21 protein-coding genes are annotated in these 25,820 nt (G+C 58.2%); 11 read left to right on the forward strand and 10 right to left on the reverse strand.

The genetic code is table 11. The features are described 5' to 3' along the window. The first annotated feature begins 47 nt into the window (after positions 1 to 47). Genes VLM75_11370 through mutS form a run of 4 tightly spaced genes read left to right on the forward strand, consistent with a single transcriptional unit; the run spans position 48 to position 6,256 of the window. Positions 48 to 1,238: a CaiB/BaiF CoA-transferase family protein gene (locus tag VLM75_11370; GenBank protein ID HSV97516.1), complete on the forward strand. Its 1,191-nt coding sequence runs from the start codon at positions 48 to 50 to the stop codon at positions 1,236 to 1,238. Then, positions 1,238 to 2,551, forward strand: coding sequence for a tRNA (N6-isopentenyl adenosine(37)-C2)-methylthiotransferase MiaB (miaB, locus tag VLM75_11375; protein ID HSV97517.1), 1,314 nt, complete (start codon positions 1,238 to 1,240; stop codon positions 2,549 to 2,551). Before VLM75_11370 ends, miaB begins: the two co-directional genes overlap by 1 nt. Then, complete coding sequence (locus VLM75_11380; GenBank protein HSV97518.1) at positions 2,544 to 3,677, forward strand: hypothetical protein; 1,134 nt, start codon at positions 2,544 to 2,546, stop codon at positions 3,675 to 3,677. Before miaB ends, VLM75_11380 begins: the two co-directional genes overlap by 8 nt. 2 nt (positions 3,678 to 3,679) lie before the next feature. Continuing rightward, positions 3,680 to 6,256, forward strand: a complete 2,577-nt coding sequence (gene mutS / locus VLM75_11385; protein HSV97519.1) for a DNA mismatch repair protein MutS — start codon at positions 3,680 to 3,682, stop codon at positions 6,254 to 6,256. A gap of 131 nt (positions 6,257 to 6,387) precedes the next feature. On the opposite strand, the gene VLM75_11390 is transcribed toward mutS, so the two are convergent. Both VLM75_11390 and VLM75_11395 read right to left on the reverse strand, forming a co-directional pair. Beyond that, positions 6,388 to 7,131 carry a slipin family protein gene (locus VLM75_11390; protein HSV97520.1) on the reverse strand — a complete coding sequence of 248 codons (744 nt, stop codon included), beginning with the start codon at positions 7,129 to 7,131 and terminating at the stop codon, positions 6,388 to 6,390. A gap of 96 nt (positions 7,132 to 7,227) precedes the next feature. Then, entirely contained in the window at positions 7,228 to 8,535 is a 1,308-nt protein-coding gene (locus tag VLM75_11395; protein ID HSV97521.1) for a nodulation protein NfeD, read from the reverse strand. A 437-nt stretch (positions 8,536 to 8,972) separates the two neighbouring features. Between VLM75_11395 and VLM75_11400 the strand changes: the two genes are divergently transcribed. Genes VLM75_11400 through VLM75_11410 form a run of 3 tightly spaced genes read left to right on the forward strand, consistent with a single transcriptional unit; the run spans position 8,973 to position 11,531 of the window. Further along, positions 8,973 to 10,154: a HEAT repeat domain-containing protein gene (locus VLM75_11400; protein HSV97522.1), complete on the forward strand. Its 1,182-nt coding sequence runs from the start codon at positions 8,973 to 8,975 to the stop codon at positions 10,152 to 10,154. Between the two features lie 16 nt (positions 10,155 to 10,170). Further along, entirely contained in the window at positions 10,171 to 10,584 is a 414-nt protein-coding gene (locus VLM75_11405) for a hypothetical protein (protein ID HSV97523.1), read from the forward strand. A gap of 14 nt (positions 10,585 to 10,598) precedes the next feature. After that, positions 10,599 to 11,531 carry an acetylxylan esterase gene (locus VLM75_11410; GenBank protein ID HSV97524.1) on the forward strand — a complete coding sequence of 311 codons (933 nt, stop codon included), beginning with the start codon at positions 10,599 to 10,601 and terminating at the stop codon, positions 11,529 to 11,531. A 3-nt stretch (positions 11,532 to 11,534) separates the two neighbouring features. On the opposite strand, the gene VLM75_11415 is transcribed toward VLM75_11410, so the two are convergent. The 5 genes from VLM75_11415 to VLM75_11435 all read right to left on the reverse strand — a co-directional run bounded on the left by VLM75_11415 (position 11,535) and on the right by VLM75_11435 (position 19,590). Beyond that, positions 11,535 to 12,650 carry a YibE/F family protein gene (locus VLM75_11415; GenBank protein ID HSV97525.1) on the reverse strand — a complete coding sequence of 372 codons (1,116 nt, stop codon included), beginning with the start codon at positions 12,648 to 12,650 and terminating at the stop codon, positions 11,535 to 11,537. A gap of 88 nt (positions 12,651 to 12,738) precedes the next feature. Continuing rightward, the gene (locus tag VLM75_11420; protein HSV97526.1) at positions 12,739 to 14,784 is read right to left on the reverse strand and encodes a VWA domain-containing protein; all 2,046 of its coding nucleotides are present in this window, start codon (positions 14,782 to 14,784) and stop codon (positions 12,739 to 12,741) included. A 59-nt stretch (positions 14,785 to 14,843) separates the two neighbouring features. Then, entirely contained in the window at positions 14,844 to 17,660 is a 2,817-nt protein-coding gene (gene uvrA, locus VLM75_11425; GenBank protein ID HSV97527.1) for an excinuclease ABC subunit UvrA, read from the reverse strand. After that, positions 17,657 to 18,001: a hypothetical protein gene (locus tag VLM75_11430; protein HSV97528.1), complete on the reverse strand. Its 345-nt coding sequence runs from the start codon at positions 17,999 to 18,001 to the stop codon at positions 17,657 to 17,659. Before VLM75_11430 ends, uvrA begins: the two co-directional genes overlap by 4 nt. A gap of 308 nt (positions 18,002 to 18,309) precedes the next feature. Beyond that, entirely contained in the window at positions 18,310 to 19,590 is a 1,281-nt protein-coding gene (locus tag VLM75_11435; protein HSV97529.1) for a hypothetical protein, read from the reverse strand. A 457-nt stretch (positions 19,591 to 20,047) separates the two neighbouring features. Between VLM75_11435 and VLM75_11440 the strand changes: the two genes are divergently transcribed. Both VLM75_11440 and VLM75_11445 read left to right on the forward strand, forming a co-directional pair. After that, positions 20,048 to 20,398, forward strand: coding sequence for a hypothetical protein (locus VLM75_11440; protein HSV97530.1), 351 nt, complete (start codon positions 20,048 to 20,050; stop codon positions 20,396 to 20,398). Positions 20,399 to 20,674: 276 nt separating this feature from the next. Beyond that, positions 20,675 to 21,232, forward strand: a complete 558-nt coding sequence (locus VLM75_11445; GenBank protein ID HSV97531.1) for a hypothetical protein — start codon at positions 20,675 to 20,677, stop codon at positions 21,230 to 21,232. Between the two features lie 286 nt (positions 21,233 to 21,518). Here VLM75_11445 and VLM75_11450 read toward each other — a convergent pair whose 3' ends face one another. From VLM75_11450 to VLM75_11460, 3 genes are all read right to left on the reverse strand, one after another. Further along, complete coding sequence (locus VLM75_11450; GenBank protein ID HSV97532.1) at positions 21,519 to 22,088, reverse strand: hypothetical protein; 570 nt, start codon at positions 22,086 to 22,088, stop codon at positions 21,519 to 21,521. Between the two features lie 555 nt (positions 22,089 to 22,643). Continuing rightward, a complete protein-coding gene (locus tag VLM75_11455) occupies positions 22,644 to 23,804 on the reverse strand; it encodes an FAD-dependent oxidoreductase (protein HSV97533.1) in 1,161 nt (386 codons plus the stop codon). Between the two features lie 193 nt (positions 23,805 to 23,997). After that, positions 23,998 to 24,456 (reverse strand): DUF2147 domain-containing protein, encoded by a 459-nt coding sequence (locus VLM75_11460; protein HSV97534.1) that lies wholly within the window; start codon positions 24,454 to 24,456, stop codon positions 23,998 to 24,000. A 417-nt stretch (positions 24,457 to 24,873) separates the two neighbouring features. Between VLM75_11460 and VLM75_11465 the strand changes: the two genes are divergently transcribed. Further along, a complete protein-coding gene (locus VLM75_11465; protein ID HSV97535.1) occupies positions 24,874 to 25,410 on the forward strand; it encodes a YtfJ family protein in 537 nt (178 codons plus the stop codon). A gap of 151 nt (positions 25,411 to 25,561) precedes the next feature. Continuing rightward, positions 25,562 to 25,813 (forward strand): 30S ribosomal protein S21, encoded by a 252-nt coding sequence (gene rpsU / locus VLM75_11470; GenBank protein ID HSV97536.1) that lies wholly within the window; start codon positions 25,562 to 25,564, stop codon positions 25,811 to 25,813. Positions 25,814 to 25,820 lie beyond the last annotated feature (7 nt).

Raw genomic sequence — 25,820 nt, forward strand, 5'->3', positions numbered from 1 at the left:
GACCTGATGGCGGCGCCATTTTCGCCGATCCCGCACCGAGGATAACAATGAACAAGAAAACCCACCAGCCCCTCGGGGGAATGAAGGTGCTCGATTTCACCTACCTGCTGCCCGGGCCCTACGGGAGCATGATGCTCGCGGACCTTGGCGCCGACATCGTCAAGATCGAGAATTTCAACAACCCAGACCTCATGCGCATCTCGGCACCGTTTATAGACGGCGTCTCCGCCGCCTACGCGCATATCAACCGCGGAAAGAAATCGCTTGGGCTCGACCTCAAGCGCGCCGAATCGAAGGAGATAGTCGCGCGGCTTCTCGCCGACTATGATATCGTACTCGAACAGTTCAGGCCCGGCGTGATGGGCAGGCTCGGCCTGGGCTATGACGACGTGAAAAAGATCAGTCCCCCGGTTATTTACTGTTCGCTCACCGGCTACGGCCATACCGGCCGTTACGCCGACCGCGCGGGGCACGACATCAACTACCTTGCGCTCTCCGGCATAGACTCGTACTCGGGCCGCGCGGAGACCGGCCCGACGCTTTCCGGCATCCAGATCGCCGATGTCTGCGGCGGCGGCAAGAACCTTGCGATCGCGGTGATGGCCGCTTTTATCCGCAGGCTCTCCAGCGGCGAAGGCTGCTTCATAGACCTTTCCATTACCGACAGCACCTTCGCGCTCTCGGCCTTCCAGGCGGCCGGATACCTTGCCGGCGGCGGCGAGGTCGCGCGCGAGGGGGAAATCCTCAATGGCGGCGCTGTCTACGATTACTACCGGACGGCCGACGACCGCCACCTTTCGGTCGGTTCGCTTGAACCCAAGTTCGCGGAGAGCTTCTATCGCGCGATCGGCATGAGCGAGATGGCGTCTCCGGGGCTGTTGTCGCACGAGGAGCTCGCGGCCTCGAAGCGGCGGGTCGCGGAGATAATCGCAGGGCGCACGCTTCTGCACTGGCGGGGCGTGTTCGCGCATCTGGACGCATGCGTGGAGCCGGTGCTCACGATCGGCGAGGCGGTCCAGTCGCCTCCGCTCGCGGACAGGGGGATGGTGGCCGAAGTAACCAGTCACACCGGAAAGCCGCTGCGCCAGGTGGCCGGTCCAATAAAGATCGGCCCCGGCGAATGCACGGCGCGCGAGGCGGGCACGCCGCTCGGATACCATAACGAGGCCATTCTCTCCGCGCTGGGTTATTCGAAAGACGAAGTCGACGAATTCAGAAAAAACGGCGTCATCAACTGATGAAAAAGCGTTATTACATCGAGACCTTCGGCTGCCAGATGAACAAGGGCGACTCGGACCTGATGGCCCTTTCGCTCGAGACCGCCGGCTACGAGCGCACCGAAAGCGAGGACAGCGCGGACGTCCTCGTCTTCAATACCTGCTCGGTCCGCAGCCACGCCGAGGCGCGGGCGATTGCGCGCATCCGCTCCGCGCGGCGAAACAAAAATTCGCTGGTTGTCATCGCCGGCTGTATGGCCCAGCGCCTCGGCGAATCGCTCATTACCGACGCTACGGCCGACCTGGTGGTGGGCCCGTACCAGTCTCCGAAGATAGGCGATATCATAGCCGGGCGCCTCGAGGGCCGCGGCGCCCGGGCGTTTCTCTCGCAGGCGGCGGAGGACTTCGCAGGACGTATGCATCCGTCGGCGGCCCTTGGGCGGGACAAGCGGAGCTTCCATAAATGGGTCACCATCACACACGGCTGCGAGAATTTCTGCTCCTACTGCATCGTCCCGTATGTCCGTGGCAGGCTCATTTCCTTCCCTTCGGAAGCGATCGTCCGCCACGCCCAGCGGTGCGTCGCGGGCGGCGCGACCGAGATCACCCTGCTGGGACAGAACGTCAACCAGTACGGGATGGACAGCGGAGACATCCCCTTCCACCGCCTGCTCGAGCGGGTGGCCGGTGTTCCGGGCGTCCTCCGGGTGAACTTCCTTACCTCGCACCCCATGGATTTCCACGACGACATCGTGCGCGTCGTCGCCGATCACGGCAACATCACACGCTCGATACACCTCCCCCTCCAGAGCGGCTCGGACAGGATTCTCGTGCTCATGAACCGAAGATATACCATGACCCGGTACAACGATATAATCGAGCACCTCCATAAAACGCTTCCCGACCATGCCGTTTCGACCGACCTCATCGTTGGCTTTCCCGGCGAAACAGAAAAAGACTACGAACTTACGCTCGACGCCGTGCGGCGAATCCGCTTTGACGAGGCCTTCATGTACGCATACTCCCCGCGCGAGGGGACCCCGTCATTCGCCCTGAAAGAGGAGTTGGGGCGCGCGCAGAAGATCGAGCGCCTCAAGCGGCTTATCGAAATCCAGCGCGCAATATCGCGCGAAAAACTTCTCGCCCGTATCAACCGCTCGGAGGAGCTCATCGTCGAGGGCCGAAGCAGAAGATCTCCCGGCGAGTACCGCGGAAGGACCTACCTTAACCATCCCGCCGTTCTGCCGGGCGGCCCCGGCGACGTGGGTCGCAAAATACGCATCGTCATCAAGGACGTGCGGGGCTCGACCCTCTATGGGGAACGAAGTGCGTAAGGCGGCCCTCGCCTGCGCGCTCCTCGTCTCGCTGTGCGGGGCCGCGCTGTCGGCCCCGCCCTCCGAAAAGGAGTACCTGGCCAGGATCAGAGCCCTCGCCGAAAAGAGGGAGGCGGACAAGCTTCGCGAGCTCGCCGCGGAATTCTACCGGACCTGGCCGCAAAGCGACGCGGTCGCCGACGTGCGGCTCTTCGTTGCCGACGTCGAGGAGTCCCCGGACGAGGCCATACGACAGTACCGCATACTCCTCGACAAGTACCGCTATTTCAAAAAAAGGGACCTCGCGGCGCTTCGAATCTGCGAAACGCTCTACCTCTGCGCGCGCTGGGAGGAGCTTGCCGCAGAATCGGCGAGGGCGGAGGCGACATTTCCGAAGAGCATGCATCTTTCGCGTTATATGCTGTACAGGGCCAAGGCGCTCATTCATCTGGAGCGTTATGATGAGGCGCGCGCGGCCTGCCGGCGGGCGACCGAGACCAACCGCAACTACAACGCGCTGGCAGACGTGCTTTTGGTCCTGGCGTACGTGGAAAGAAAATCGACGGGCTATTCGCGCGCCTATCTCCATTCGCTCAGGGAGCTCATTACGGGCTTCCCCGATGCGCCGGCGGCGCCGGCGGCGCTGTATCTTCTGGGGCGCTTCTATGAAAACAGGGCTGATTACGGAAGGGCGTACAGCGCCTATGACGATCTCATGCGACGCCATCCCCGTGCCGTGGAGAGCGGGTTCGCCGCGGGAAGGATGGTAGAGGTTAAGGCGCATAACCCGAGGCCCCTGCCCTACCTTCCGGAGGATGCCGCCATCAGGGGCGCCGAGGAGCTCGACATACGCCCCGAGATGGAAACTGGACAAATCGACGACGACGCCGACATAACGTACGCGATCGCTCTCGGGCCGTTCCATTCCAGGGCCGATGCGAAACGCGTACTAAAAATCATATCCGGCGAGTTCGCCCCGATCCAGGAGGTGTCCGTTGCGGGACGCCACCTTGTATATGTAGGCCGCGCACGGGACACCGACTCCGCGATATCGCTCAAGATCCGGCTGGCCGAGGAGTTCGCCATAAACGGCAATATAGTCAGGATTCGCAAGGACGAAAACCGACGGTACATCTACGGAGATTGAGAATGGACGCCAGGCTCACACCCATGCTGAAACAGTACCTCGAGATAAAGAAAAAATACCCCGGTGAAATACTCTTCTTCCGCATGGGCGACTTTTATGAGATGTTCTTCGAGGACGCACACACCGCATCCAGGGTTCTCAACATCGCGCTCACCGCGCGCCAGAACGACGTGCCCATGTGCGGCGTTCCCCACCATGCCGCCGAGAGCTACATCGCCCGCCTGATCAAAGCGGGCCACCGGGTCGCCATCTGCGAGCAGATGGAATCCGTCCCCTCGTCCGGGACCGTGGTGCGCCGCGAGGTGACGCGGGTCATAACACCCGGAACCCTCGTTGAACAAAACCTCCTGCAGTCCGATGCCAACAACTTCCTTGCCTCGGTCGTGGAGAATGAGGAAAAGATCGCCTTCGCGTTCGTCGACATCTCGACCGGCGACTTTTTTCTCTCGTCGATGGCACGCTCAAGCGACATGTTCCGCGGCGAGCTCGCCCGCTTCTCTCCGCGCGAGGCCATCCATCACTGCTTTGCCGGCGCCGATGACGGCGTGCTCAGGTACCTTAAAAGCCAGGGTATACCGGTCAACAAAATCAACGACTGGCTGTATGATGGGGACTATCTCGCCTCCAGCATCGCCGAGGCGTTCCAGCTGGCCGGCATCAAGGGTCTGGGAATAGACGACGAAATCGAAATACTGGCCGCGGGTTCGATCCTCGAATATCTCAAGGACACGCACAAGAAGGCCTTCGGCCATCTGAAGCCCCCCAGGCGGATCGTCTCGTCCGACTACATGGCGCTCGATGAGGCGACAATCGCGAACCTCGAGCTTATACGCAACCAGCAGGAAGGCACGCGCGAGCGCACCCTCTATGCCGTGCTCAACCGTACGAAGACGGCCATGGGAAGACGTCTTCTCGAGCGCAACATCCTCCAGCCGCTCCTTCTCCGCAATGAAATCGAAAAGCGCCTGGACACGGTGCGCCTTTTTTACGAATCGGCCGAGCTTACGGGCGGCGTGCAGGGGCGGCTTGACGGCGTCTACGACATCGAGCGCCTGCTTGCGCGCTTCGTCATCGGCCGCTCGACGCCGCGCGATTATCTCGCTCTTTCCTCCTCAATACATGCCGCCGCGGATGTCGCCCGTATTATGGAGGGCCTTTCACACGAGCTGTGCGCCCGCGTAAGGACCGCCGCCGGCGACGGCGGGCCACTCGCCGCGGATATCGGCGCCGTCATCGACGAAAACCCGGCGCTTTCTCCCGAACAGGGCCGGGTTGTGCGGCCGGGCCACAGCGCCGAGCTCGACCGGCTCTACGATCTGAAAAAGGACGCCAAAGGCTGGATCGTCGAGTACCAGGAGGATGAAAAACAGAGGCTCGGCATACCCACCCTGAAGGTCAAATACAACAGGGTGCTGGGATATTACATCGAGGTGAGCAAGGGCCAGTCGCCCAGGGTGCCGCCGGACTACTTCCGCAGGCAAACGCTGGTGGGGGCCGAGCGCTTCACCACCGAGCGCCTGCAGAATTTCGAGTCGGACATACTGGGCGCCTCGCAGAAGATCGTCGCACTCGAAACAGCCGAGCTTGCGAAGCTCCATGCCAGGGTGCAGGCGCACAGGCCAATGCTCCAGGAACTCGCGGGAGCGCTCGGGGAGGTCGACTACTTCTGCTCGCTCGCCGTCGCCGCGCTCGAGAACAGGTTCGTCCGGCCCCTGTTCAACGACGGGGGCGTGATGAACATATCGGGCGGCAGGCATCCCATCGTCGAGAAGTATTACACGAGGGAGGTCTTCATACCCAACGACGTGCGCATGGACGATGCCGGCGATTTCATCAAGATCATCACCGGTCCAAACATGTCGGGCAAGTCCACCTATATCCGCATGGCGGCGATAATCCAGCTCATGGCGCAGACGGGCTCCTACGTGCCCGCCGCTTCGGCCGATCTTCCCATAGCCGACCGCATCTTTACGCGCATCGGCGCATCGGACAACATCTCCCGCGGCGAATCCACTTTCCTCGTCGAGATGAACGAGACCGCCCTCATCCTCAATAACGCGACCGCGAAAAGCCTTATCGTGATGGACGAGGTCGGCCGCGGCACCAGCACCTTCGACGGACTCTCCATCGCCTGGGCCGTGGTCGAGTACATATTGCGCTATATCCGCGCCAAGACGCTCTTCGCCACCCACTACCACGAGCTCACGCGCCTGGGCGGCAGGCAGGGTATCGTTAACTACAACGTGCTGGTGAAGGAGCACCTGGGCGGGGTGGATTTTCTCCACCGGGTGGTGCCCGGCGCCGCCGACAAGTCGTACGGCATACACGTGGCGCGCCTGGCGGGCATACCCAGGGAAATCACAGCGCGCGCCCGAAAGATTCTGGAGCGCATGGAAAAATCAAACCGCGCGGGAAGCGCCGCCGGCGCCGGCGAAGAGAATGAACCGACCGAACAGCTCGAGATGTTCAATGCCACCAATCACCTCGTTGTCCAGGCCATCCGCGCCGTCAACATCGACACGCTCACGCCGCTGGAAGCGATCAACGAGCTCAACCGGCTGAAAAAGCTCGTAGAGTGAGCTCACGCCCGGCGGTATGCGCCTGAAAGCGCAGTACACGCGCGAAAGCCCTCGTCACATATGAAAGCGCGATTGGCCAATCGCGCTTTCAACGAGTACACGCCGATCCGGCGCCCGATGTACCGCGAAACCTACTTCTTCATGAAATGCGACATGATATCAATCGGTATGGGAAAGAGCGTGGTCGAGTTGTTCTCGGCGGCCACTTCCCTGAGCGTCTGCAAATAGCGAAGCTGCAGCGCTATCGGGTGCGCCTCCATGAGCGTGGCCGCCTCGATGAGCTTTGCCGCCGCCTGGGCCTCGGCCTGGGCGTTGATGATCTTCGCGCGCCGCTCGCGCTCGGCCTCGGCCTGCTTGGCCATTGCCCGCTGCATCTCCTGCGGCAGGTCGACGTGCTTAACTTCTACGGCGGTCACCTTGATGCCCCACGGGTCGGTGTGCGTGTCCAGGACGTTCTGGAGCTCGGTGTTGATGCGCTCGCGGTCGCTTAAAAGATCGTCGAGCTCGTTCATGCCGAGGATGCTGCGAAGGGTCGTCTGCGCGAGCTGAGAGGTGGCGTACATGAAGTCCTCCACCTCGGTCACCGCCTTGTTCGGGTCGACGACCCTGAAATACAGCACCGCGTTCACCTTGACCGAAACATTGTCCTTGGTGATGACGTCCTGCGGCGGCACGTCCATCGCCACGAGGCGCAGGCTCACCCGCACCCATTTATCGATGAACGGTATGACGATGATGACTCCGGGCCCTTTATGGCTTTTTAAAAGCCTTCCAAGGCGGAACACCACGGCTCGCTCGTACTCCTTGATAATCTTAACCGAAGCGATGACGAAGAGCACCGCAAGGATCATCAGTGTGGGAAACAACTCAAACATAGTACACCTCCTCTGTGTTGTGGGATAGTATCACTCCTGCGCCCGGAGCCGGAAGCCCCGCTCCGCGTGCCTTTTACTCTCGAAAAACGATCGTTCTCAGGATTTTTTCACGAAGAGCGTCATCCCCTTCGAACCAGCCACAATGATCCTGTCGTCCCGCTTAATTTCGTCTTCCGAGGTCGCGTTCCATATCTCCCCGTGGACGAACACCTTGCCGTTACCGTCGAAATCCCTGATCGCCACGCCGGCCTCGCCGACAAGCCCCTGCATGCCCGTGGTGACCTGGCTTTTATGCGCCAGGACGACCGACCGTACCACTACGAAGAAGAAAGCCAGCATAAAGACGACAACTGCGATTATCGAACGCATTGGAATCTGTCCTCCCGGAAGCGGGGAATCGAAGAGGATCATCGAACCGAATATAAACGATGCGATCCCCCCAACGGTCAAAAGACCGTAGCTCGCGATTTTAAGCTCGAGTACGAAAAGCACAACGGCGAGGATGATGAGCACAAGCCCCGCCAGGTTGATCGGCAGCACCCGCACCGCCATGAGAAAGATAAACAGGGCCACCGCCCCGATCACCCCGGGCACGATAAGCCCCGGGCTTTTGAACTCCATACCGATGCCCGCCACGGCGATGATGAAAAGCAGAAACACCATTTGAGGATCGGCGAAGAAATTGAGCAGCCGTTCTTTCCAGTCCATTTCGAACGACAGCACCGACAGATTCGCCGTCGAAATCGTCACCATGGTGCCGTTAACGTCCACCCTCCGGCCGTTGAGTTTCACCAGCAGGTCGTCCACGTCCTCGGCGATTATGTCCACCACGCCGAGCCTGTAGGCCTCGAGGTAGGTGCTTGAAACCGCGTCGCGGATGGCGCGCACGGTCCAGTCGACGTTTCGTTTCCGTTTCTGGGCAAGGCTCATGCCGTAGGCTATGGTGTCGTTGAGCACCTTTTTTTCCATAATGCCCCCGGCCGATTTTCCCTGCTCGTCCTTCTGGCCGAAGTTCAGAAACGGGCTTACCGGGTGCATGGCGCCGATCCCCGTTCCGGGCGCCATCGCGGCGATATGCGAGGCGAGCATGATGTATCCGCCCGCCGAGGCCGCCTGCGCACCCTTGGGAGCGGCGAACACCACGATCGGGGCATCGGACGATAGAATGGACTTGATGATCTCGCGCATGGAGCCCATGAGGCCGCCGGGTGTGTCCATCTGAAGAATGATGAAGTGCACCTTTTCCTTGTTGGCCTTGTCGATCGATTTTATCACATGCTCGCTGATGATCGGATTCACCGATCCATCGAGCTTAATTAGCGCGTAACGGTCCGCCGCGAACGAGGGTGCGGCGAACGCCGAGGCGATGAAAAACAGCGCAATCCTTACAATGGTCTTTCTCATGGCATGTATCCCTGTTATATCGGCAATACCCGCCACGCGTCTACGACCGCAACCAAAAGGGATGCGGGGCTTTTCACCTGCCGCCGGCGCGGGCACGATCGGGCTGTTCGTCGTTGCTTGTCTCCCTGTCTAAAAAATGGTACGTATAAAAATCGACGGTGTCAAGTAATAATTCTCCGGCACGCCGCCCCCCTGCCGGCCGAACAGATCGCAAAACTCCGTATAATCGGACTCCGCCGCGGGTACAAATTACCGATAATGGTACTGGAAGCCGGAAGGACTTACGTCGATGGCCCAGCATTACCTCCCGTATGAAAGCTTTGTGTCCCGGGAAGGCGTTTTGTTACACCGCTCGGCCTTGGTCGAAGGACGCCCTTGAATGTGCTTGCACTTCAGCGGGATTTCGATGTACGGTTCGCCTGAGCAGAGAGGAATCTATGAAAACCTATATCAAATTAATATGTATAGCCGCGACGGTGTTCAGCATGACCGCCTTCTCCGACCGCCTTTTTGCACAGGCGAAAAACTCGAAAACACCCGCCACCGTAAAAAAGGCGGAGAAACCCGTCGAAACGGCCGAACAGAAGGAGCGCAAACAGAAGGAGAGGCAGGCCGAGAACGAGCGGAAGCGGGCGGAGTGGATCGAAAAAACCATACTGTACGGCATAAACAAGGACCGCCGCGAGGCTATCAACATGATACTCGGCATCAGGGACGAGGCCCTGAAGCGCCGCCTCGGCGATGGGCTCGCCGACGTAATCAGGAACGAGACCGATCCCGAAGTGAGGGCAAAAGCGATCACTGTCGCGGGCGATCTGAAAAACAACACGACCGCGCCGGCCATGATGGAGGCGCTCGACAGCGACTCCGAGGACGTGCAGATCGCCGCCATAAATTCGCTCAAAAACCTGAAATACGCCCCCGCCCGAAGCGTCCTCGCGGAGAAGCTGAAGGCGCGCAACCTGTCGAAAGACTCCAACCTCACCGAAAGCCTTATAAACGCGATGGGCGAATTCGAGGCGGGGGAGCTCGCCGAATTCGCGAAGACAGCTATCAAGGATACAAAGACGACCCGTAGCATACGCGGCTCCCTTACCCTGTTTATGGGGAAACTGGGATCGGCGGCGCCGAAAGACTTCCTCGTCGAACTTCTTAAAGATGAGGACGAGGACAGGGACGTACGCGGCTACGCCGCCAACGCCCTGGCCCGGCTCAACGCGAAGGACAAGACCAAAGACATTGACGCGGTGATCGCGACAATAGAGTCGTATCCATTTCAAAAGCGCAAAGAACACTACACCCTGTATATCTACTGCGTTGCCGCGCTTGCGAAGCTCGGCGACGAGAAGGCCTATCCCCGCCTCGTCGAAGCGCTGAAAAGCGACAACTCGATGGTGCGCCTTCGCGCCGTCCGGCTCCTCAGGGACATGAAAGACCAAAGAACAATTGACATTTTGAAATATAAACGCGATTATGACCCGAGTAGGGCGGTGCAGAAGGCGGCCCGCGAAGCGCTGGCGGAGATGGGCGTCAAATCCGAAGGCGGAGAAAAAGCCCCGGATGCGACGAGGAAAGACGGACGCGATGAGCCCGCTTTGGACGAATCCTCCGAAAAATAGAACCCGGTTACTGGTTATGCACGGTAAAACTTCTTTTGAGAAAGGCCGCATTGTTGACAGGCTGAGGGCGGTGGGGACGCTGTGTCTCTTTATCCTCGCCTCGGCATTCGCTTCGGCAATCCTGATGGACATTATCGTATACCCGGTCGCACTGCTCGCGGTGAGGGACAGGTCCGTATTCAACATTATCGTCGCCTGGTCCATATGGCTCGGTCTTGCCGCGGCGCTCGTCTATCTTTTCGCCAGAAGGATCCATTCGCTCCGAAGGGACGGGTATACGCGCGGCGAGATAGCGAAACACATGAGCCTGCGGCCGCTCAAGGCGGCCGGAGCGCTCCTTTCCCTGCTCCTCGTGTCGACCGCGGTTATAGCGGCTATCTACGTACTGTTCGGCTATAACTACTACTTTATGTATAAACTCTCGAACTGATCGAGCGTTAGGCGATGCCCGTAACCGGCGATTTCGACCGTTTTTTCCTGCACCTTCCCCCCCTCGACCGCGAGGAGGATTTCGATACCTTCTGGAAAAACTCGCTTTCGGAACTCAAAAAAATCCCAATAGAGCCCTCGTTCACGCCCGTCAACACCGCCCGTTCACCCTTTAACAAGTTCGAGGTGACGTTCAGTGGGATGTTCCGCTCGTCGGTCTCCGGCAGCCTTCTTGTTCCCTCGAACGCCCGCAAGCCCAGGGCCGTCATCATCATCCACGACTATAACCGCCCCGATCCATATGCCGGTTATCCGCTCGACGGATCCATCGCCTATTTTTTCCTGCGCCTTCGGGGACATGGCGATATGCGCGCCGTCGAACCGGAGAAAAGCCCGGGCTATATGGCGGACTCGATCGGGGACGCGGCCGGCTACTATATGCGGGGGGTATACCTCGACGCCTACCGGGCGATAGACGTCCTCAGGCTCAACGACCGGCTTGATTGCAGCGCCATCGGCTTTATGGGAAAGGGCCTCGGCGGCGCGGCCGCCGTGTTCGCCGCGGCCAACTCGAGCCGCCCGACTGCGCTTGTGCTCGACACGCCCTCGTTCGCGTATCTGCCCGAAAGCCAGAACGTATCGACTGGCGAGGCCGCCGTCGAAATAAACGAATACCTGTCGCTTCAGAGGACGAAGAAGAAGCTTATAAAGAAGAACCTGTCGTACTTCGACGCCATCAATTTCACCGACCGCGTTGCCGGCCCGGCGCTCTTCACCGTGGGTTTCAAGGACACCATCTCGCCCCCGCAATGCGTCTTCGCGCTCTTCAACCACCTGAGGTGCGAAAAGACGATCGAGGTCTATCCGGACGACGGCAACGACGCGGGGGGTGCGGCGCAGTTTGAAAAATCCATCCGGTGGCTTATTGAATTTTTCGACGGCCTGTAGCGGTCAGGACGTTTCGCGGCGGCCGCGGTTCAGCCATACGCCCACCGCGGCGGTCACCGGAACGGAAACCAGCATCCCCATGCATCCCACGAACGACCGCAGCACCTCCACAAGGATCTCGTTGTGCGAAAAGATCATCGACATCGGCATCCGGGAATCATAGCGCAGGTAGATAATCAGTATAAGTGACAGCGCCCCGCCGACGTACGCCATGACGAGCGTGTTCACCATGGACCCCAGGTTGTCGCGCCCGACCTCGAGCGCGGAGCGGAATGCCGTGCGCGAATCGACGCCGGGATGCACCACGTAGAACTCGTTGACCGCCGAGGAAATCGAAATCGAGACGTCCATCACCGCACCCAGCGCGGAAAGGATCATCCCCGAAAGCGCGATATCGCGCAGGTTTATGTTCGTGCTGGTGGTGTAGAAAAGCGTGAGCAGCTCGTCGGTGACGATTCCGGAAAGATGCATCGTCCATCCGAACGCGACGCTGAAGGCCATCGAAACGAGCACCCCCGCCGAAGCGCCGGCGATCGCCGTGAGCGTTTTTTTGCCCAGGCCCGTTATGAGCGGAATGGTGACGCCGATGGCCGCGATCGATACCAGCAGCACCGAAAGAAGCGGCGGGTGGCCCTTAAGCGTAAGCGGTATAAAAACGAAGAAGACGAGCAGCACCGTAAATGAAAGCCCGAACAGCGATAGTATCCCCCTGCCCCGTCCTACCAGAAACAGTGAAACAAGGAAGATCGCCGCGAGCGTAATGAGACCGGAGGTGTTATCGATATCGTGCATGGTGAGATATTCGTCGTTACCATCGTCCGACAATATCGTGTTCTGCCCGATGAAAATCGTGTCGCCCTGTCGGTACTTCACATAGTCTGGTACGTTTTCGTCTCCCTTGAAGGTAACTGTTTTAAGATCACCTTTATGAGGCCCCGAGAGCAAGCGGAACGAAAAAACCGTTTCCAGGTAGGGCTGTCCCTGTGCGGTTTTGCGGGTCTTCTCTATTTTCTCGATTTTCGCGCGGAAGTAATCCACATCCTTCTGGTATGGACCGGCGCCGGAGGCGATCGGGAAAAGCATAATCGCCAGGAATAAAAGTCGTATTAATGATTTCATTGTGCATTGACCGCCATTTGTGCAATTGTTTGGCCATTGCCGCCGAAAAATCGCGCGAAATGTACCGGATAGTACGACCGAACCGGGCTCAGGGAACGAAATAACCGCCCCACTCGGTGCCCTTCTGCTTGCGGTAGTTGACCTCGATACGAATGTCCGACCACCAGCCCTTCAGCGTCGGCGACTTGAAGGTGGAATAGACGAGGATGTAGCGGTACTCCTCACCGTTTCGTATGCGATCGTATATGCCTCGCAGCCCGTCCATCTCGCGGGCGGTGAAGAGTGCGCCGCCAGTTGCAATGGCGATGCGCTCGAGCACCGGGTTCTTTTCCTTGAGGCATACGATGTAAATGGGAACATGATGGCTCTTCGCGTAATCTATGATGATTTTCTCCGAGTACCGGACGAACGAATCCTCGGCCACGATGCCGTCGGTGAGCAGAATGACCCCGCGACGGTTTATCCTCGGCACCACATCGGCAAGCGCGTTATACAGCGCCTTTCCAATGTTCTTACCCTCGCCGTAGGTACGCGTCTTCAACGCCTTCAGCGCCCTCCTGCGGCTCCAGTCGAAATCGCTCTCCGTGCGGTAGTCGTCGTTGAACCCGGCGACCTTGAGCGAATCGTCCCTGCGCATTTTCTTTAAAACGAACTCGGCGACCCAGGGGATGTCGTTGTGATATCCGCCCATTGAACGGGAGCGGTCCACGCACAGCACCATTGAAGCGGAGGGCGATTTGCCCTTCAGGTAGTCGATATAGATGCCCGACGGGCGCGCACCATCCTCGGTGACGGAGAAATTGTCGCGCGTGAGCCCGTACAGGGGTTTGCCGCCGCGGTCGCGCACATTGAGGTACAGCGCCACCGCCGGGAACTTCTTCACGTCGATCGACGCGATCTCTATGTCGTAGTTGGAATAGCGCCGCTCGAGCGGGGAAAAGATAAAAAGCCGTTCCTGCAGATAATCAAGGCAGTAGAGAAAGCCGTCCCGGTCCACGAGCCCGGCGTAGGGTCGCCTGAAACTCCTTTTCCCGCCATCCCACGAGGCGAATTTCGTCGCGTTTTTATTCGCCGGATCGAAAAATATAAGTCCCTGTTTCTCGTCGGCCACCAGAAGCGACGCGTTGTGCAGTGTTATCCCCCGCGGCTTTTCCGAACCCTCTATTGCAAGATTGTCCAGAAAATTCCCCGAATCGTCGAAAACGGCCACGCGGTTGTTGCCGGTATCGGCGACGTACACCCGCTCCCTTTCCGCCGCGCAGTCTGAGGGCTTTTCGAGCTGGCCTTCGTACGAACCCTGTTTGGCGAAGGTGAGGATGAAGGTCCCGCTCTCATCGAACTTCTGCACGCGATGATTGCCCGAATCGACCACGTAGATGTTTCCCCGCGGATCGAAGCACACTCCCTGGGGTCCGTGGAACAGTCCCTCTGCGTTGCCGCTCGAGCCGAAGGTCTTGAGTATCTTCATGTCCTCGTTCATGAGATATACGCAGTCGCGCCCGAAATCGGTGACGGCGAGCCGCCCCCTGTAATAATCGATTCCATAGAGTTTACTGTCCAGGGCCGGCGCAAACACGTCGATCCCCTGCTTGTTGGGGTCGATCTTCACGAGCTTGCCCGAGGAAAACGAGGTGATGTAGGCGTTTCTCGCGGTGTCCACGGCCACGTCCACCGGATTTGGAAAGCGGAATCGTTTGAGGTCCGCGGAGGCGTATTCGTCGGCGAGCACGAATTCACCGGTGCGGCCGGGCGCAAAAAGCCCGCCCTCGCGGAAGCGGATCGCGTCGATCCTGGCGCGGACGAGCGCGTTGTCGGGCGCCTCGTCGGAGAGTATCTCCCACTCGCCCAGCGCCTCGTCGGTAAAGCCCGCCAGCCGGTACGAGCGGGCGAGGTACTCGCGCGCGGTATAGTAGTCGGGATGGATAACGAGCGCCTTGCGAAAAAACTCCACCGAGGCCAGGTAGCGCATGTTGTTGAAGTGGACCATGCCCTGGCGGAACTGTTCCTTGGCCCGTTCGAATTTGATCAGGTCGCCGGATTGCGCCCGGGCGGGCGTAACCGAAACGAGTATCAGGACGGCGATGAACGCGGCGGCAATGCACGCCCATACGCCGGGGGCGGAAGGCTTTCTCATGATTCGAAGTCCGGAAAGATATTCATGGCTGCATCCCTCCTTCCCATTATCGTCTTATGTCACTTTTTTTTCAAGACAGATTTAAGGTATTTCCCGGTATACGAGCCCTTTGCCGCGGCGATCTCCTCCGGGGTGCCGCTGGCCACGATGAAGCCCCCGGCGTCGCCCCCCTCGGGCCCCAGGTCGATGACCCAGTCGGCGTTCTTGACCACGTCGAGATTGTGCTCTATAACAATCACCGTATTGCCCCGCTCCACAAGCGATGAGAGCACGTCGAGGAGCTTGCGGATGTCGTCGAAATGGAGGCCCGTGGTCGGCTCGTCGAGGATGTAGACGGTCTGACCGGTCGCGCGGCGCGAGAGCTCGGTGGAGAGCTTTACGCGCTGGGCCTCCCCGCCCGAAAGGGTCGTGGCGGGCTGTCCCAGCCTGATATAGCCAAGCCCCACCCTGTTGAGCGTTTCGAGCTTCGAGCGGACGGCCGGGATGTTCTCGAAGAACGAAAGGGCCTCCTCCACCGTCATGTCGAGCACCTCGAAGATGTTTTTTCCCTTGTAGCGCACCTCGAGCGTTTCGTGGTTGTAACGCTTGCCCTTGCAGACCTCGCACGTAACGTAAACGTCGGGAAGGAAGTGCATTTCGATGCGCTTGATGCCGTCGCCCTCGCAGGCCTCACAGCGGCCACCCGGAACATTGAATGAAAATCGGCCCGGGCGGTAGCCACGCACCTTCGACTCGGTAAGTTGGGTGAAGAGGTCGCGGACCGGCGTGAAGAGCCCCGTGTAGGTCGCCGGATTGGACCTCGGCGTGCGCCCGATGGGCGACTGGTCGATATCGATGACCTTGTCGATCCTTTCAACGCCCGTTATTTTATCGAAGGCGCCCGGGTGCTCCTTCGATTTCATCACCAGCGACGACAGGGCCCGGTACAAAATCTGGATCACCAGCGTGGATTTGCCCGAGCCCGATACCCCGGTTACGCAGGAGAACACGCCCAGCGGAAATGCGACGTCGATCTTTTGGAGATTGTTCTCGCGCGCGCCCTTTATCTCGATGAAGCCGATAGGTTCACGCCTCGCCGGCGGAATCGGGATGCGCTCCTTCCCGGAAAGATAGCGCCCGGTAAGGGACTTTTCGTTCGCCTCTATCTCGGCCGGGGTGCCCTCGGCCACCACGTACCCGCCTTCCAGTCCCGCGCCCGGCCCCAGGTCCACCACGTGGTCGGCCTCGCGGATGGTTTCCTCGTCGTGCTCCACGACGATCACCGTGTTCCCGATGTCGCGCAGATATTTCAGGGTTGCAAGCAGCCGCCGGTTGTCGCGCTGGTGCAGCCCTATGCTCGGCTCGTCCAGGATGTAGAGCACGCCCATGAGGCTCGACCCGATCTGCGTGGCGAGCCTGATGCGCTGCGCCTCGCCCCCCGAAAGCGTGCCCGCCGCGCGGTCGAGCGTGAGATAGTCGATGCCCACGTCGTTTAGAAAACCCAGCCGCTTGCGGATTTCCTGGAGCACCTGCGCGGCGATTTTGGCCTCCGTTTCGCCGAGCTCGATATTCTCGAAGAATCCGTGCGCCGAACGTATCGACATGGACGCAATCTCATTGATCGGCCTGCCGGCCACCCGAACGAAGAGGCTTTCGACCCGTAAACGCTTCCCGCCGCACTCGTCGCACACGCGGTTGGACATGAACTTTTCCATCCACTCGCGCATCTCCTCGGACTTGGTCTCGCGATAGCGACGCTCGAGGTTGGGAATCACTCCCTCGAACGAGCGTGAAAACTTGTACTCCGCATCGTAACGCTTGATGTCGTAATCTATTTTGACCGGGCCCGAGCCGAAGAGTATGACGTCCCTGATCTTCTTCGGGAGCTTCTTCCACGGCGTGCGCGCGTCGAACTTTAAATTCTTCTCGAGCGTCTCGATCTGCTCGCGATACCAGTAGCTGGTGGTTTTGCCCCACACCTCCAGAACGCCGTCGTAGAGCGATTTATCGGGATCGGAAACAATTAACTCCGGGTCGAACTGCATGATGAATCCCAGCCCGCTGCACTTCGGGCAGGCCCCGTATGGACTGTTGAATGAAAACATGCGCGGCGAGAGTTCCGGGATGGAAACGCCGCATTCGGGACACGAGAGGCTCGTTGAGTAAAGGCGCTCGTCGCCGTTAACGTCCGCGATAACCAGTCCCCCGGCGAGACCTATCGCCGTTTCTACCGAGTCGGCCACGCGCGAGCGCACCCCTTCCTTGATCACTATGCGGTCGACGACGATCTCGATATTGTGCTTTTTATTCTTCTCGGGCTTTATCTCCTCGTCGAGCGCTTTCGTCTCGCCGTTCACCCGAACGCGCGCGAAACCGTTCTTGCGCGCCGCGGCGAACCGGTCCTCGTGCTCGCCCTTGCGCCCGCGCACCACCGGGGCGAGAATTTGAAGTTTCGTCCCCACGGCGAGCGTCATGAGCGATTCGACGATCTGGTCGACCGACTGCGAGGCGATTCGTTTCCCGCATTTGTGGCAGTGGGGAACGCCCACTCGCGCGTAGAGAAGCCGAAGGTAATCGTAAATTTCGGTGACGGTGCCGACGGTCGAGCGGGGGTTTCGGTGGGTCGTTTTCTGTTCGATCGAGATGGCCGGCGACAGGCCGTCGATAAAATCGACGTCGGGCTTTTCCATCACGCCTAAAAACTGGCGCGCATACGCGGAAAGCGACTCGACGTAACGCCGCCTGCCCTCGGCGTAGATGGTATCGAAGGCCAGCGATGATTTACCCGATCCCGAAAGCCCGGTGATGACGACCAGGGCGTCCCTCGGGATGTCTATTGAGACGTTCTTGAGATTGTGCTCGCGAGCTCCCCGTATTCGTATAACCCGACGGCTCATATCTGGGTGATGGTGGTGGAGCCGCACATGGGGCAGACGACATCCAGTTCCTCGTCGTCTTCGAGACGGTTCTTCTTCTTATAGATAACGTCATCCCACCGGTAATCGCAATCCTCGCAGGCGTAACTTACATCCACCTTGCGGGTGTTTTTTTTGTCCTCCCATTCCCCGCCCTCGCCGGATTCAACGCCCTCCTCGCGCTCGTTTTCCTCGTCGTCGTCCGTTGCCACGGTATCGACTACTTCGTCTTCTCCGATGAGTTCTTCCTCCTCGAAATGCTCCTCGTAATACTCGTCCTCGTATACCTCATCGTCAAAGTCCTTTTCCAGATCCTTGCCCATGACACCACCCGTTTTTATAGAATCATAAAAACCTTTGGAAGATTCAACCGCTGAGAAACCGTCTGTGGACGGCGGTGCGACATAAAACACGGCGCCGGTGACAACTCTAATTAAGGGTCCATTTTTTTGTCAAATTAATTCGCCCGGACCGGAAAAAATCGAAACCGGACAATGGGGCGGTCGCGCCACCGTATTCGGAGAGCAATTCGGCCGGCCGGCTGTCGAGGATGCCGAGTTTCGATCGTCGTCATATCGGTTTTTATGACCGCGCGAGATTGGTGGCATCCCGAAAGCGCCCGCGTTTTAATTTATTTCGGCTGTTGCGGCGCGGCCGGTCCCTTCGGCGCCATGGGATCCTTTACGGAGGGAGTTTTCTTTATCTCGGGCGCAACCGGGTCCGTGCGCATTTTTTCAGGGGTCTTTCCGCCATCGGGCGGCGCGATGGTCTCATCGGTCTTCTTTCCGTCAGGCGTTTTGGCCGGCTTCTCCACCGGTCCCTTCCCTTCCGCGGGCTTTTCGTTCGCGGGGACTTCCTTCTTCTGTTCCTGCCGAATTCTCGCCGGCCGCTTCTTGACCGCGGGCCGGGCTTCCAGGGGCGCGTCTTTAACCTGCATGCTCTTCGGCGCCGCGCGCTCCCTCTTCGGCTCGTCGAACGTTGCCGGAAGCGCGTACTGGTCGGTGAGCACCGCGTCCCACAGGCCGAAAAAGCCGCCGGTGCGGCTGTGCTCGCGGAACAGCACTTCGACGGTACCGTCCATAGCCAACTGGTAAGGGATGTCCAGCACGACCGGATTGAGGTACGGGCTCATCTCCCCGAAGGACAGACGCTTTACAAGCAGGCCGTCCGTGTATATCTCGAGCGCGGCGGGTATATTGAGCCGCGAAGGATCGTCGAAGGTAACGAAATCCAGGTACAGACGGTACTTCGAGTTGCGGTCGAGACCGTCGAGCTTCAGCGTGGAGCCGTACCGCTGCGCGAAACGCGCCCTGTTGCCGACGAGCGGCGGCGCGTCGTTGGCGAGGACAAGGCCCTGCGATTTCGCCCAGTTGCGAAGCTCGGCATCGGTTCGAAGCGCCGACCAGTCGGCAAAGACCGCGTCGTCGACATCGGCGCGAATAATCCGATAATACGGTTTCGGCGGTTCGGGTTCGATCGCGGGAAGCGCCTCCTTTGCGGCCTGCTCTTTAATACCAGTGACGGCCCCTTTTTCAGTCTCGGTCGATTTACCAACGGGCTTCTTCCCCGCGGTTTTTTTCTCGACCCGTTTCTCTTCCGCGGGAGCCTTCGGTGCCGGTTTTTTCTCGTCCGGTTTTTTTTCGGGCACGGCCGCGCTTTTCGCCGGCACCTTTTGGGGCGGGGCCTTCTTCACGGCCGGCTTCCTGCCGGCGTCCTTCGCCGCCGGCGCTTTTCCCGCGGGCTTTTCCTTTACAGCGGGAGAGGGTTGTTTGACCGACGGAGACTCGGCCTTCTTCTCCGCGGGGGGCGCGGGCGGTGTGGCGGGAGCGTCATTGGCGGACAGCGCGCCGATCCACGCAAGCGCGAGGAAAACGGTAAAAAGCATGCAGGCGTAGCGTGTATAGGTATTCATTGCGGTTACGTCACACATACTGCATACAAGGCGCGGTATTTCAATCATTATTTGAATCCCCTCAGCCGCTAACGGTCTCAGAACAGACCTGCAGCCTTCCCTAACCTTCGGGGAATGATATTGATGAAGCCGGTCAGTTGTTCCACCGCCTGTACAAATCCCCCCGCCTCCGGCGCGCCCCCTTTATTAAAGTGGGCTCCTGTGGAAAATTCTTTTCCCTGAGCAAGGAATACCATATGCCGTTTGAACGTTAATCAGTTTCATGAATCATGCTCCCCTTTATCAAAGGGGAGCTGCCGGAGGCTGAGGGGATTTGCCGGAGGCTGAGGGGAGCTGCTTCAAAACGGTTGACACCCGTTGGAATTTTCGGTATGTTACCGTCGGGGGGCGACGATTCGAATCGTCGCCCATTCCCGGCAGCACACAATGGCATCCATCAAACGGAGGGATCGACGAGATGAAAAAGCTTATGGTTTGTATGATGATGGCCGCTATGGCGGGGGTGGTGGCGTGTGGGTCGGGTACGACGGAGCTGCAGTTTACCAACAGCAATGATTCTATAGGAACGATCAACGATATTATATGGGCCGGCGGCGATCAAACCTGGAACAGCGGAACAGGTTATGCGGTAGGAACGGATACCGAATCGAAAGAAGTTGATGCAAGAAACGGCGAAGTTGAATGCTCAGTTGATCCAGGAACCGGATATGTTGCCGCTGACGTATTTTTTCCGGAAACCATCTCTGCGGCCCTTTCTCTGAAAGAAGGCTCATCGAACAAATATACCTTGAAAGCTACCCCGCTCTGAGAAGTGTGTATTCGAAATATGTATTGTACAATATGCATTATTAAAATATAATTACAGGATTCAAACTTGAAAAATATTATTCATCATTCATTTATACTTGCTGCAATTGTCATATCAATCGCTTTTAAATCCGTATCGCCTCTTGCCGAAACATTACCAACCTATAAATGGTCACAGGTTTCCGGGAGCTGGATTGTCAAGCGTGACAATTACTCCAGTTATCTCATTGAACAAAAATCGAAGACTCGCGAATGGGGATACAGTGAAGTGATCAACATGAATTCCCTCATTGCGAACGATTCATTAGAAAAAATCAGTTCATTTCAAATCTCTTTTGAAATATTTAACCCTGACCCGCAATCAGAACATAGCCTTTTATTCGCACTCAGTGATTACCGTGTTTTTTACGCCTTTCGCTTTTCCGGAGACGGAACCAGACTCAACAAGCTGCAATTCATCAACTCCACCATCAAAGACACAACCCTCCGCCCCGCCGTCAAATGGAACTACACCATCGCCGAGATCGCCTCCAGAGACATCGAGCTGGAATACAACCGCGAATACCGCGCCGAAATCCGCGTGAAGAAAAACCGCGCCGCGCTCTACATTGACGGCAAAAAGCTCATGGAGGCCGAGGCGCCCGAGGACCTTGCGAGCGGAAAAATCGGCTTTTCGAACCGGAACGCCATTCTGAAGATCGCCGACGTGAAGGTCTATAGCGGCAGAAAGCTCGTCTTCGAGGACGACTTCTCGAAGGACAGCATAAAGCGCTTCCGGGTGCAGGCCACCACCATGCCAAAAGAGGAGCACGAGAAGCGGCAGAAGGTGAAGTAGCATCCCGGAAGGCGCTGATTCGAATCCGCGCCTTCCGGGATGCTACTCCTGTGGTTACATTTCCGTTTCTACCGCGGCGCCACTATATAATCGGAAACGACACCGTCGCGCATACATAACAAATTAGAGAACTCATTCAGGCACAGTAGCATCAAAGATATACTATCGTCGCTTACAAAACACCCCCCTCTTGCCATTTTGTCAACGCCCATACCGTTCACATCCCCTACCACGCAAAAAGACGCGGTCACCCGCGTCTTTCGTATGCTCGAAATAACTTTTTTCGTCACCGAACCAGGCGCGTAACCGCCTCCTCTTTAAGGCTTGAGATGCTGCCGAGCGAGGCGGCGTCTTTGCCGGACAGCGCGCCCTCGATCGAGCCCACCAGCGCGCCGATCTTCTCGCCACCGATCACGTTGCTCGCCGCGATGTTTTCCACTTCAATCTGAAGACGCGTGAGTTTCGCCACGTCGCCCGCTATGAGGCCGGCTATGCTTTCGCGCCTGGCGGAAAGCACCGAAGGAGAATCGGCCGACCCCACAAATTCGCGGAGCACCGGCGCCCCTTCGAATCGTACGTTTTCGAAAATTGCCGCGGCGCCGAAGCCGCCTTTGGCCATGTCGTTTTGAAGCTGCAAAATTCCGTCGCGGACGATCTGGCTTCTGGTAAGCGAGGTCTGAATTTCGCGCAGCTCTTTCTGGATGTTGTCGATTCGCGACGCCACCCTGTTCTCGATCTCTACCCTGTCGGTGCGGAGGCCGTCTTTTCGTTTGCCGTCGGCCGACTCCTCCTCCACCTGTCGCTGATTGCTTATCTTCCGTGCCGAACCCAGAATGGCGTCGATGGAAACCTTCATTCTTTCACCCTCCCTTGTGAGCGATACGGCAATATCATAGTGCCCGGAACCTCCCGATCATGCCGCGCGCAGTATAAAAAGGCGACATGTATTTGTCAAATACTAATCACAATGTGACATAATTTTTTCACCGGGGGAATGAACTGTTTTTCGGAGAACAAGGGGCTGCAACCGCCTGCTTTGAGTGAGGGCGCTCAAAAGATCGCGGCTTTGTACCGTGGGAGATCGCCGCGTCGCCGCGCTCCTCGCGACAATTTTCCCCAGGGGCGACATCACTCGTCTTTTAAGAAAGCCCGGAGATGCGCTTAAGCGACCCCACCCCCCGGGGAAGCAAACGAACGGCGATGCAATTATGCCCGCAGTTTCATATAACGGCGCGCCCTCTCCCGCGGGAGGGGGCGCGCCGGCGGCGGGGTGAGGTCGCAAAGCTCCTGGTTTCCGGCTACTCCCCGCGACGCACCGAAAAATATTACGCGCTGAGATTATTTGCGCTGACCCCAATTACAGGCATATTTCCCAATCATTTACTCCGACCACATAACACCCCCGAACCCCCTAAAAAAACCTCCTGAACTCCGAGAGCTCGCCCTTGCCATCCATCACGCGCTGTGCGGCCTTTACCGCGTCGCGATCACCAAGCGCGATCGCCCCGACGGCCAGTCCGGCATTGAGGAGCAGCTTCTTGTAACCGGTATCGCTCGATGCTACGAGGACGTCGCAGCCGGCGGCATTGAAATCTCCCGCCGAATATAGGTCGATGCCGGTAATTTTGAGCGTGGCGGCCATAAGCGTCGGATTGTATGCGGTGGGGACGCCGGCCATATTGAGTCCAGCGATCCGTCCCTGTTCCTTCGCCGCGGGCCAGATACCGAAGAGCTTTCCGCGGTATTCGATCGGATCGCCCGCCGCGAACACATCCTCCGCCGAGGTCCTCAGGTGGTCATCGACCACGATGCCCGAATCGACGGCGATGCCCGCTTCGCGCGCGAGGTCGCACCGCCCGCGTATACCCGCAGAAACCAGCACAAGGTCCGCCTCGATCGTGCGGCCGGATTTCAGTAGTACCCTTTTCACCGAGCCGTTCCCCTCGATTGCTCTGACCCCATCCTCCAGCGCAAAGGAAAGCCCCTTCTCCTCAAGCAGCCGTTGAAGGGTACGCGCGCCATCGGCGTCGAGCTGGCGGGGAAGGAGCCTGCCGCACGCCTCGACCACGCTTACGGCGAGACCGAGCTTCGCGAGGCTGTGCGCCGACTCAAGGCCGAGAAGCCCGCCGCCCACCACGACCGCTCGATTCGCCGCACCGGCGAAGGCACGCAGGCGATCTGCATCCTCGATTCCACGCAGCGTGAAAACGCCGTTCAGATCGGCGCCCTCGATCGGCGGCAATACCGGATCAGCCCCGGTGGCCAGGAGCAGCCGGTCGTAGGAATAAAGCCTGCCCTGAATGTCGAGCACGGCCTTTTCATCCGGCATCAACTTCGCGACCGTTGTACCAAGCAGCATCCGGATGCGGTTCTTCTCGTAAAAATCAGGTTTGTAGATGATCAACCTGTCGCGGGCGATCCCGTCGGCGAGATACTCAATAACGCTGGGGCGGTAATAATAAAGGTAGGGGGATGATGTAAGAATGGCGACGGCCCCCTCCGGGTCCGATTTACGGATGGCGAGTGCGGCCTCGGTGCCCGCGACTCCGTTGCCGATGATTAGATAGTTCACGCGTCCCCTCCCGGGCGGCAAATCGTTGAATCTTAATCACCGTAATAAACCGGGCCTGCGGGAATTCAATCGATTTTTGCAGAACAAAGGTAAAAGACCGCGGGTGATGGATACATTCGGGGGGAGCGTGTGGAGCGCGGGCGGTCCGGGTACTGCGACGGGGGCCGCTCAAACGGTCCCCGTCCGAAAGCGTTTAGTCTGCCTTAACCCAGAACTGCGAGCGGCCGGCGAGCGAAATGCCGATGAAGCCGCGCACCTCGAGGCGCTTGCCGCCGTCGATGACCTTGATTTTGCAGCTGTAGGTCTTGCCGTTGTCGGGATCCATGATCTTTCCGCCGGTATATGCGTCTCCATCCTTGGAGAGGCCCCACATGATGTTCATGCCGATGATCGGCTTGTCCTTGTTCGCGCCCGTGCACTTGGTGCAGAGGGGATTGGGATCTTCGCCGGGTTTTTTGACGAGCTTGACGATTTTTCCGTACAGCTTTCCGTCTTTCTCGGTGATTTCAAGGAAGGATTTCGCTTCCTTGGTGACGTCGTCGATGGTCTTCCACGTTCCTACCGGTGATTGCTCCGCGTACAGCCCGGCCGCGACGAAAGCGAATGCCGCAAGCATGATGAGTGTGAAAACGGTTCTTCTGGCGCCTGTCATATCCGTGAATCCTCCATGATGGATAAATGATATACCGTGAACAAATCGCACAGGCCCGCAGCGGTTGTTTCTCCGACGAAAACGGAGAATTAAAAACCGAACGGCATAATCGCCCACGAATTATTCAGAGTATTATGTACTGCCCATGCAAATGAACATATACTTATCATAATGCTTAGGTCAAGCACATTTAACCGACAGGAGTGAGCGGAACATTGGCTTCCGACAGATTGACTGCGGTCGATGCCCGGGCCAACGGCCGTTGGCCCGGGCGGTTGCACTTCCGTCCGGCAATTCGGGGCGTGATAACGAAAATTATATTGTGTTGACAATCGTGATAAGAGGAGATAGTCTGCGAACCAGTCTACGGAACATCATGTCCGTACTGGCTTAACATTATTCAAGGGGGTTTCATCTATGAAAAAGGTCGCGGTTTTAGGTCTTATACTGTCCCTGGCGATTTTCAGCGGACAGGTCGATGCCGCCAACGTCGGCGACACGGTATCGAACGTAACGGTTCGCGATGCGAGCAATAATCCGGCACAGATTCCGGATCTTGGTGTAAAAGTATTAACTATTTTCTATAGCGATGCGGATGCGGCTGATATCGCAGACCCGGTGTCAGATGCTCTTAAAGCCAGGAAGTTTCCAGAGGTCCAGTACCGTGGACAGGGGATTGCGAACCTGAAAGACTCCAAGGCTCCCAATTTCATCATTCGCAGGGTCATCAAGGGTAAAGAGCAGAAATACAATACCAAGATTCTGACCGACCCTGAACATTCCCTGAAAAATGCATGGGGCCTTGCCAGTTGCAATGATGCCTCCGCAGTCATCGTAATAGGGAAAGACCGGAAGATAAAATATATCAATTACCTGAGGAAGACCAACCCGGCCAATGAAGCTGAAGTCGCAAAGATAGTAGGTCTGGTCGAATCGCTTATCGCCGGTAAATAATCTCCCGCGACCGCAAGGAAAGGACCGAAACGGGCGGCGCGCCATGAGAATGGGTGCCGCCCGCGTATTTTTTATTGACAAAATATGCATGGATCGCTACTGTCGGCTAAAATTACACTTGAAAGGATGTGAGAAAGTAATGCCCAGCCCTATCGAAGTGGAAGTGAACGGCGACATCGAAAAGGCCTTTAAAAATCTGAAAAAGAAGATGGCGTTCGAAGGCATATTCAAGGAGCTCAAGCGCCGCAGGTACTACGAGAAGCCCAGCGAAGAAAAGAAGCGCAAGAAGGAAGAGGCCGAAAGGCGGCGGATCAAGAAGATCAGGCGTTTCTCGGCGCAGAGCAAGGGGCGTCGTTTCGTCAGTGTACGGGTCGTGACGAAAGAACGCGCCGAAGAGGAATAGCCCAGGG

This window comes from Spirochaetota bacterium (assembly GCA_035477215.1).
Classification (GTDB): Bacteria; Spirochaetota; UBA4802; order UBA4802; family UBA5368; genus MVZN01.

Bases quoted from the DNA above. Each gene is read 5' to 3' on its own strand.
- VLM75_11430 (HSV97528.1), bottom strand. From the start codon at position 18,001: ATGGGCAAGGATCTGGAAAAGGACTTTGACGATGAGGTATACGAGGAC.
- VLM75_11445 (HSV97531.1), top strand. From the start codon at position 20,675: ATGAATTCCCTCATTGCGAACGATTCATTAGAAAAAATCAGTTCATTT.
- VLM75_11390 (HSV97520.1), bottom strand. From the start codon at position 7,131: ATGTTTGAGTTGTTTCCCACACTGATGATCCTTGCGGTGCTCTTCGTC.
- VLM75_11435 (HSV97529.1), bottom strand. From the start codon at position 19,590: ATGAATACCTATACACGCTACGCCTGCATGCTTTTTACCGTTTTCCTC.
- VLM75_11450 (HSV97532.1), bottom strand. From the start codon at position 22,088: ATGAAGGTTTCCATCGACGCCATTCTGGGTTCGGCACGGAAGATAAGC.
- mutS (HSV97519.1), top strand. From the start codon at position 3,680: ATGGACGCCAGGCTCACACCCATGCTGAAACAGTACCTCGAGATAAAG.
- VLM75_11420 (HSV97526.1), bottom strand. From the start codon at position 14,784: ATGAGAAAGCCTTCCGCCCCCGGCGTATGGGCGTGCATTGCCGCCGCG.
- VLM75_11460 (HSV97534.1), bottom strand. From the start codon at position 24,456: ATGACAGGCGCCAGAAGAACCGTTTTCACACTCATCATGCTTGCGGCA.
- VLM75_11395 (HSV97521.1), bottom strand. From the start codon at position 8,535: ATGAGAAAGACCATTGTAAGGATTGCGCTGTTTTTCATCGCCTCGGCG.
- VLM75_11405 (HSV97523.1), top strand. From the start codon at position 10,171: ATGCACGGTAAAACTTCTTTTGAGAAAGGCCGCATTGTTGACAGGCTG.
- VLM75_11370 (HSV97516.1), top strand. From the start codon at position 48: ATGAACAAGAAAACCCACCAGCCCCTCGGGGGAATGAAGGTGCTCGAT.
- VLM75_11410 (HSV97524.1), top strand. From the start codon at position 10,599: ATGCCCGTAACCGGCGATTTCGACCGTTTTTTCCTGCACCTTCCCCCC.
- uvrA (HSV97527.1), bottom strand. From the start codon at position 17,660: ATGAGCCGTCGGGTTATACGAATACGGGGAGCTCGCGAGCACAATCTC.
- VLM75_11415 (HSV97525.1), bottom strand. From the start codon at position 12,650: ATGAAATCATTAATACGACTTTTATTCCTGGCGATTATGCTTTTCCCG.
- VLM75_11440 (HSV97530.1), top strand. From the start codon at position 20,048: ATGAAAAAGCTTATGGTTTGTATGATGATGGCCGCTATGGCGGGGGTG.
- miaB (HSV97517.1), top strand. From the start codon at position 1,238: ATGAAAAAGCGTTATTACATCGAGACCTTCGGCTGCCAGATGAACAAG.
- VLM75_11465 (HSV97535.1), top strand. From the start codon at position 24,874: ATGAAAAAGGTCGCGGTTTTAGGTCTTATACTGTCCCTGGCGATTTTC.
- VLM75_11400 (HSV97522.1), top strand. From the start codon at position 8,973: ATGAAAACCTATATCAAATTAATATGTATAGCCGCGACGGTGTTCAGC.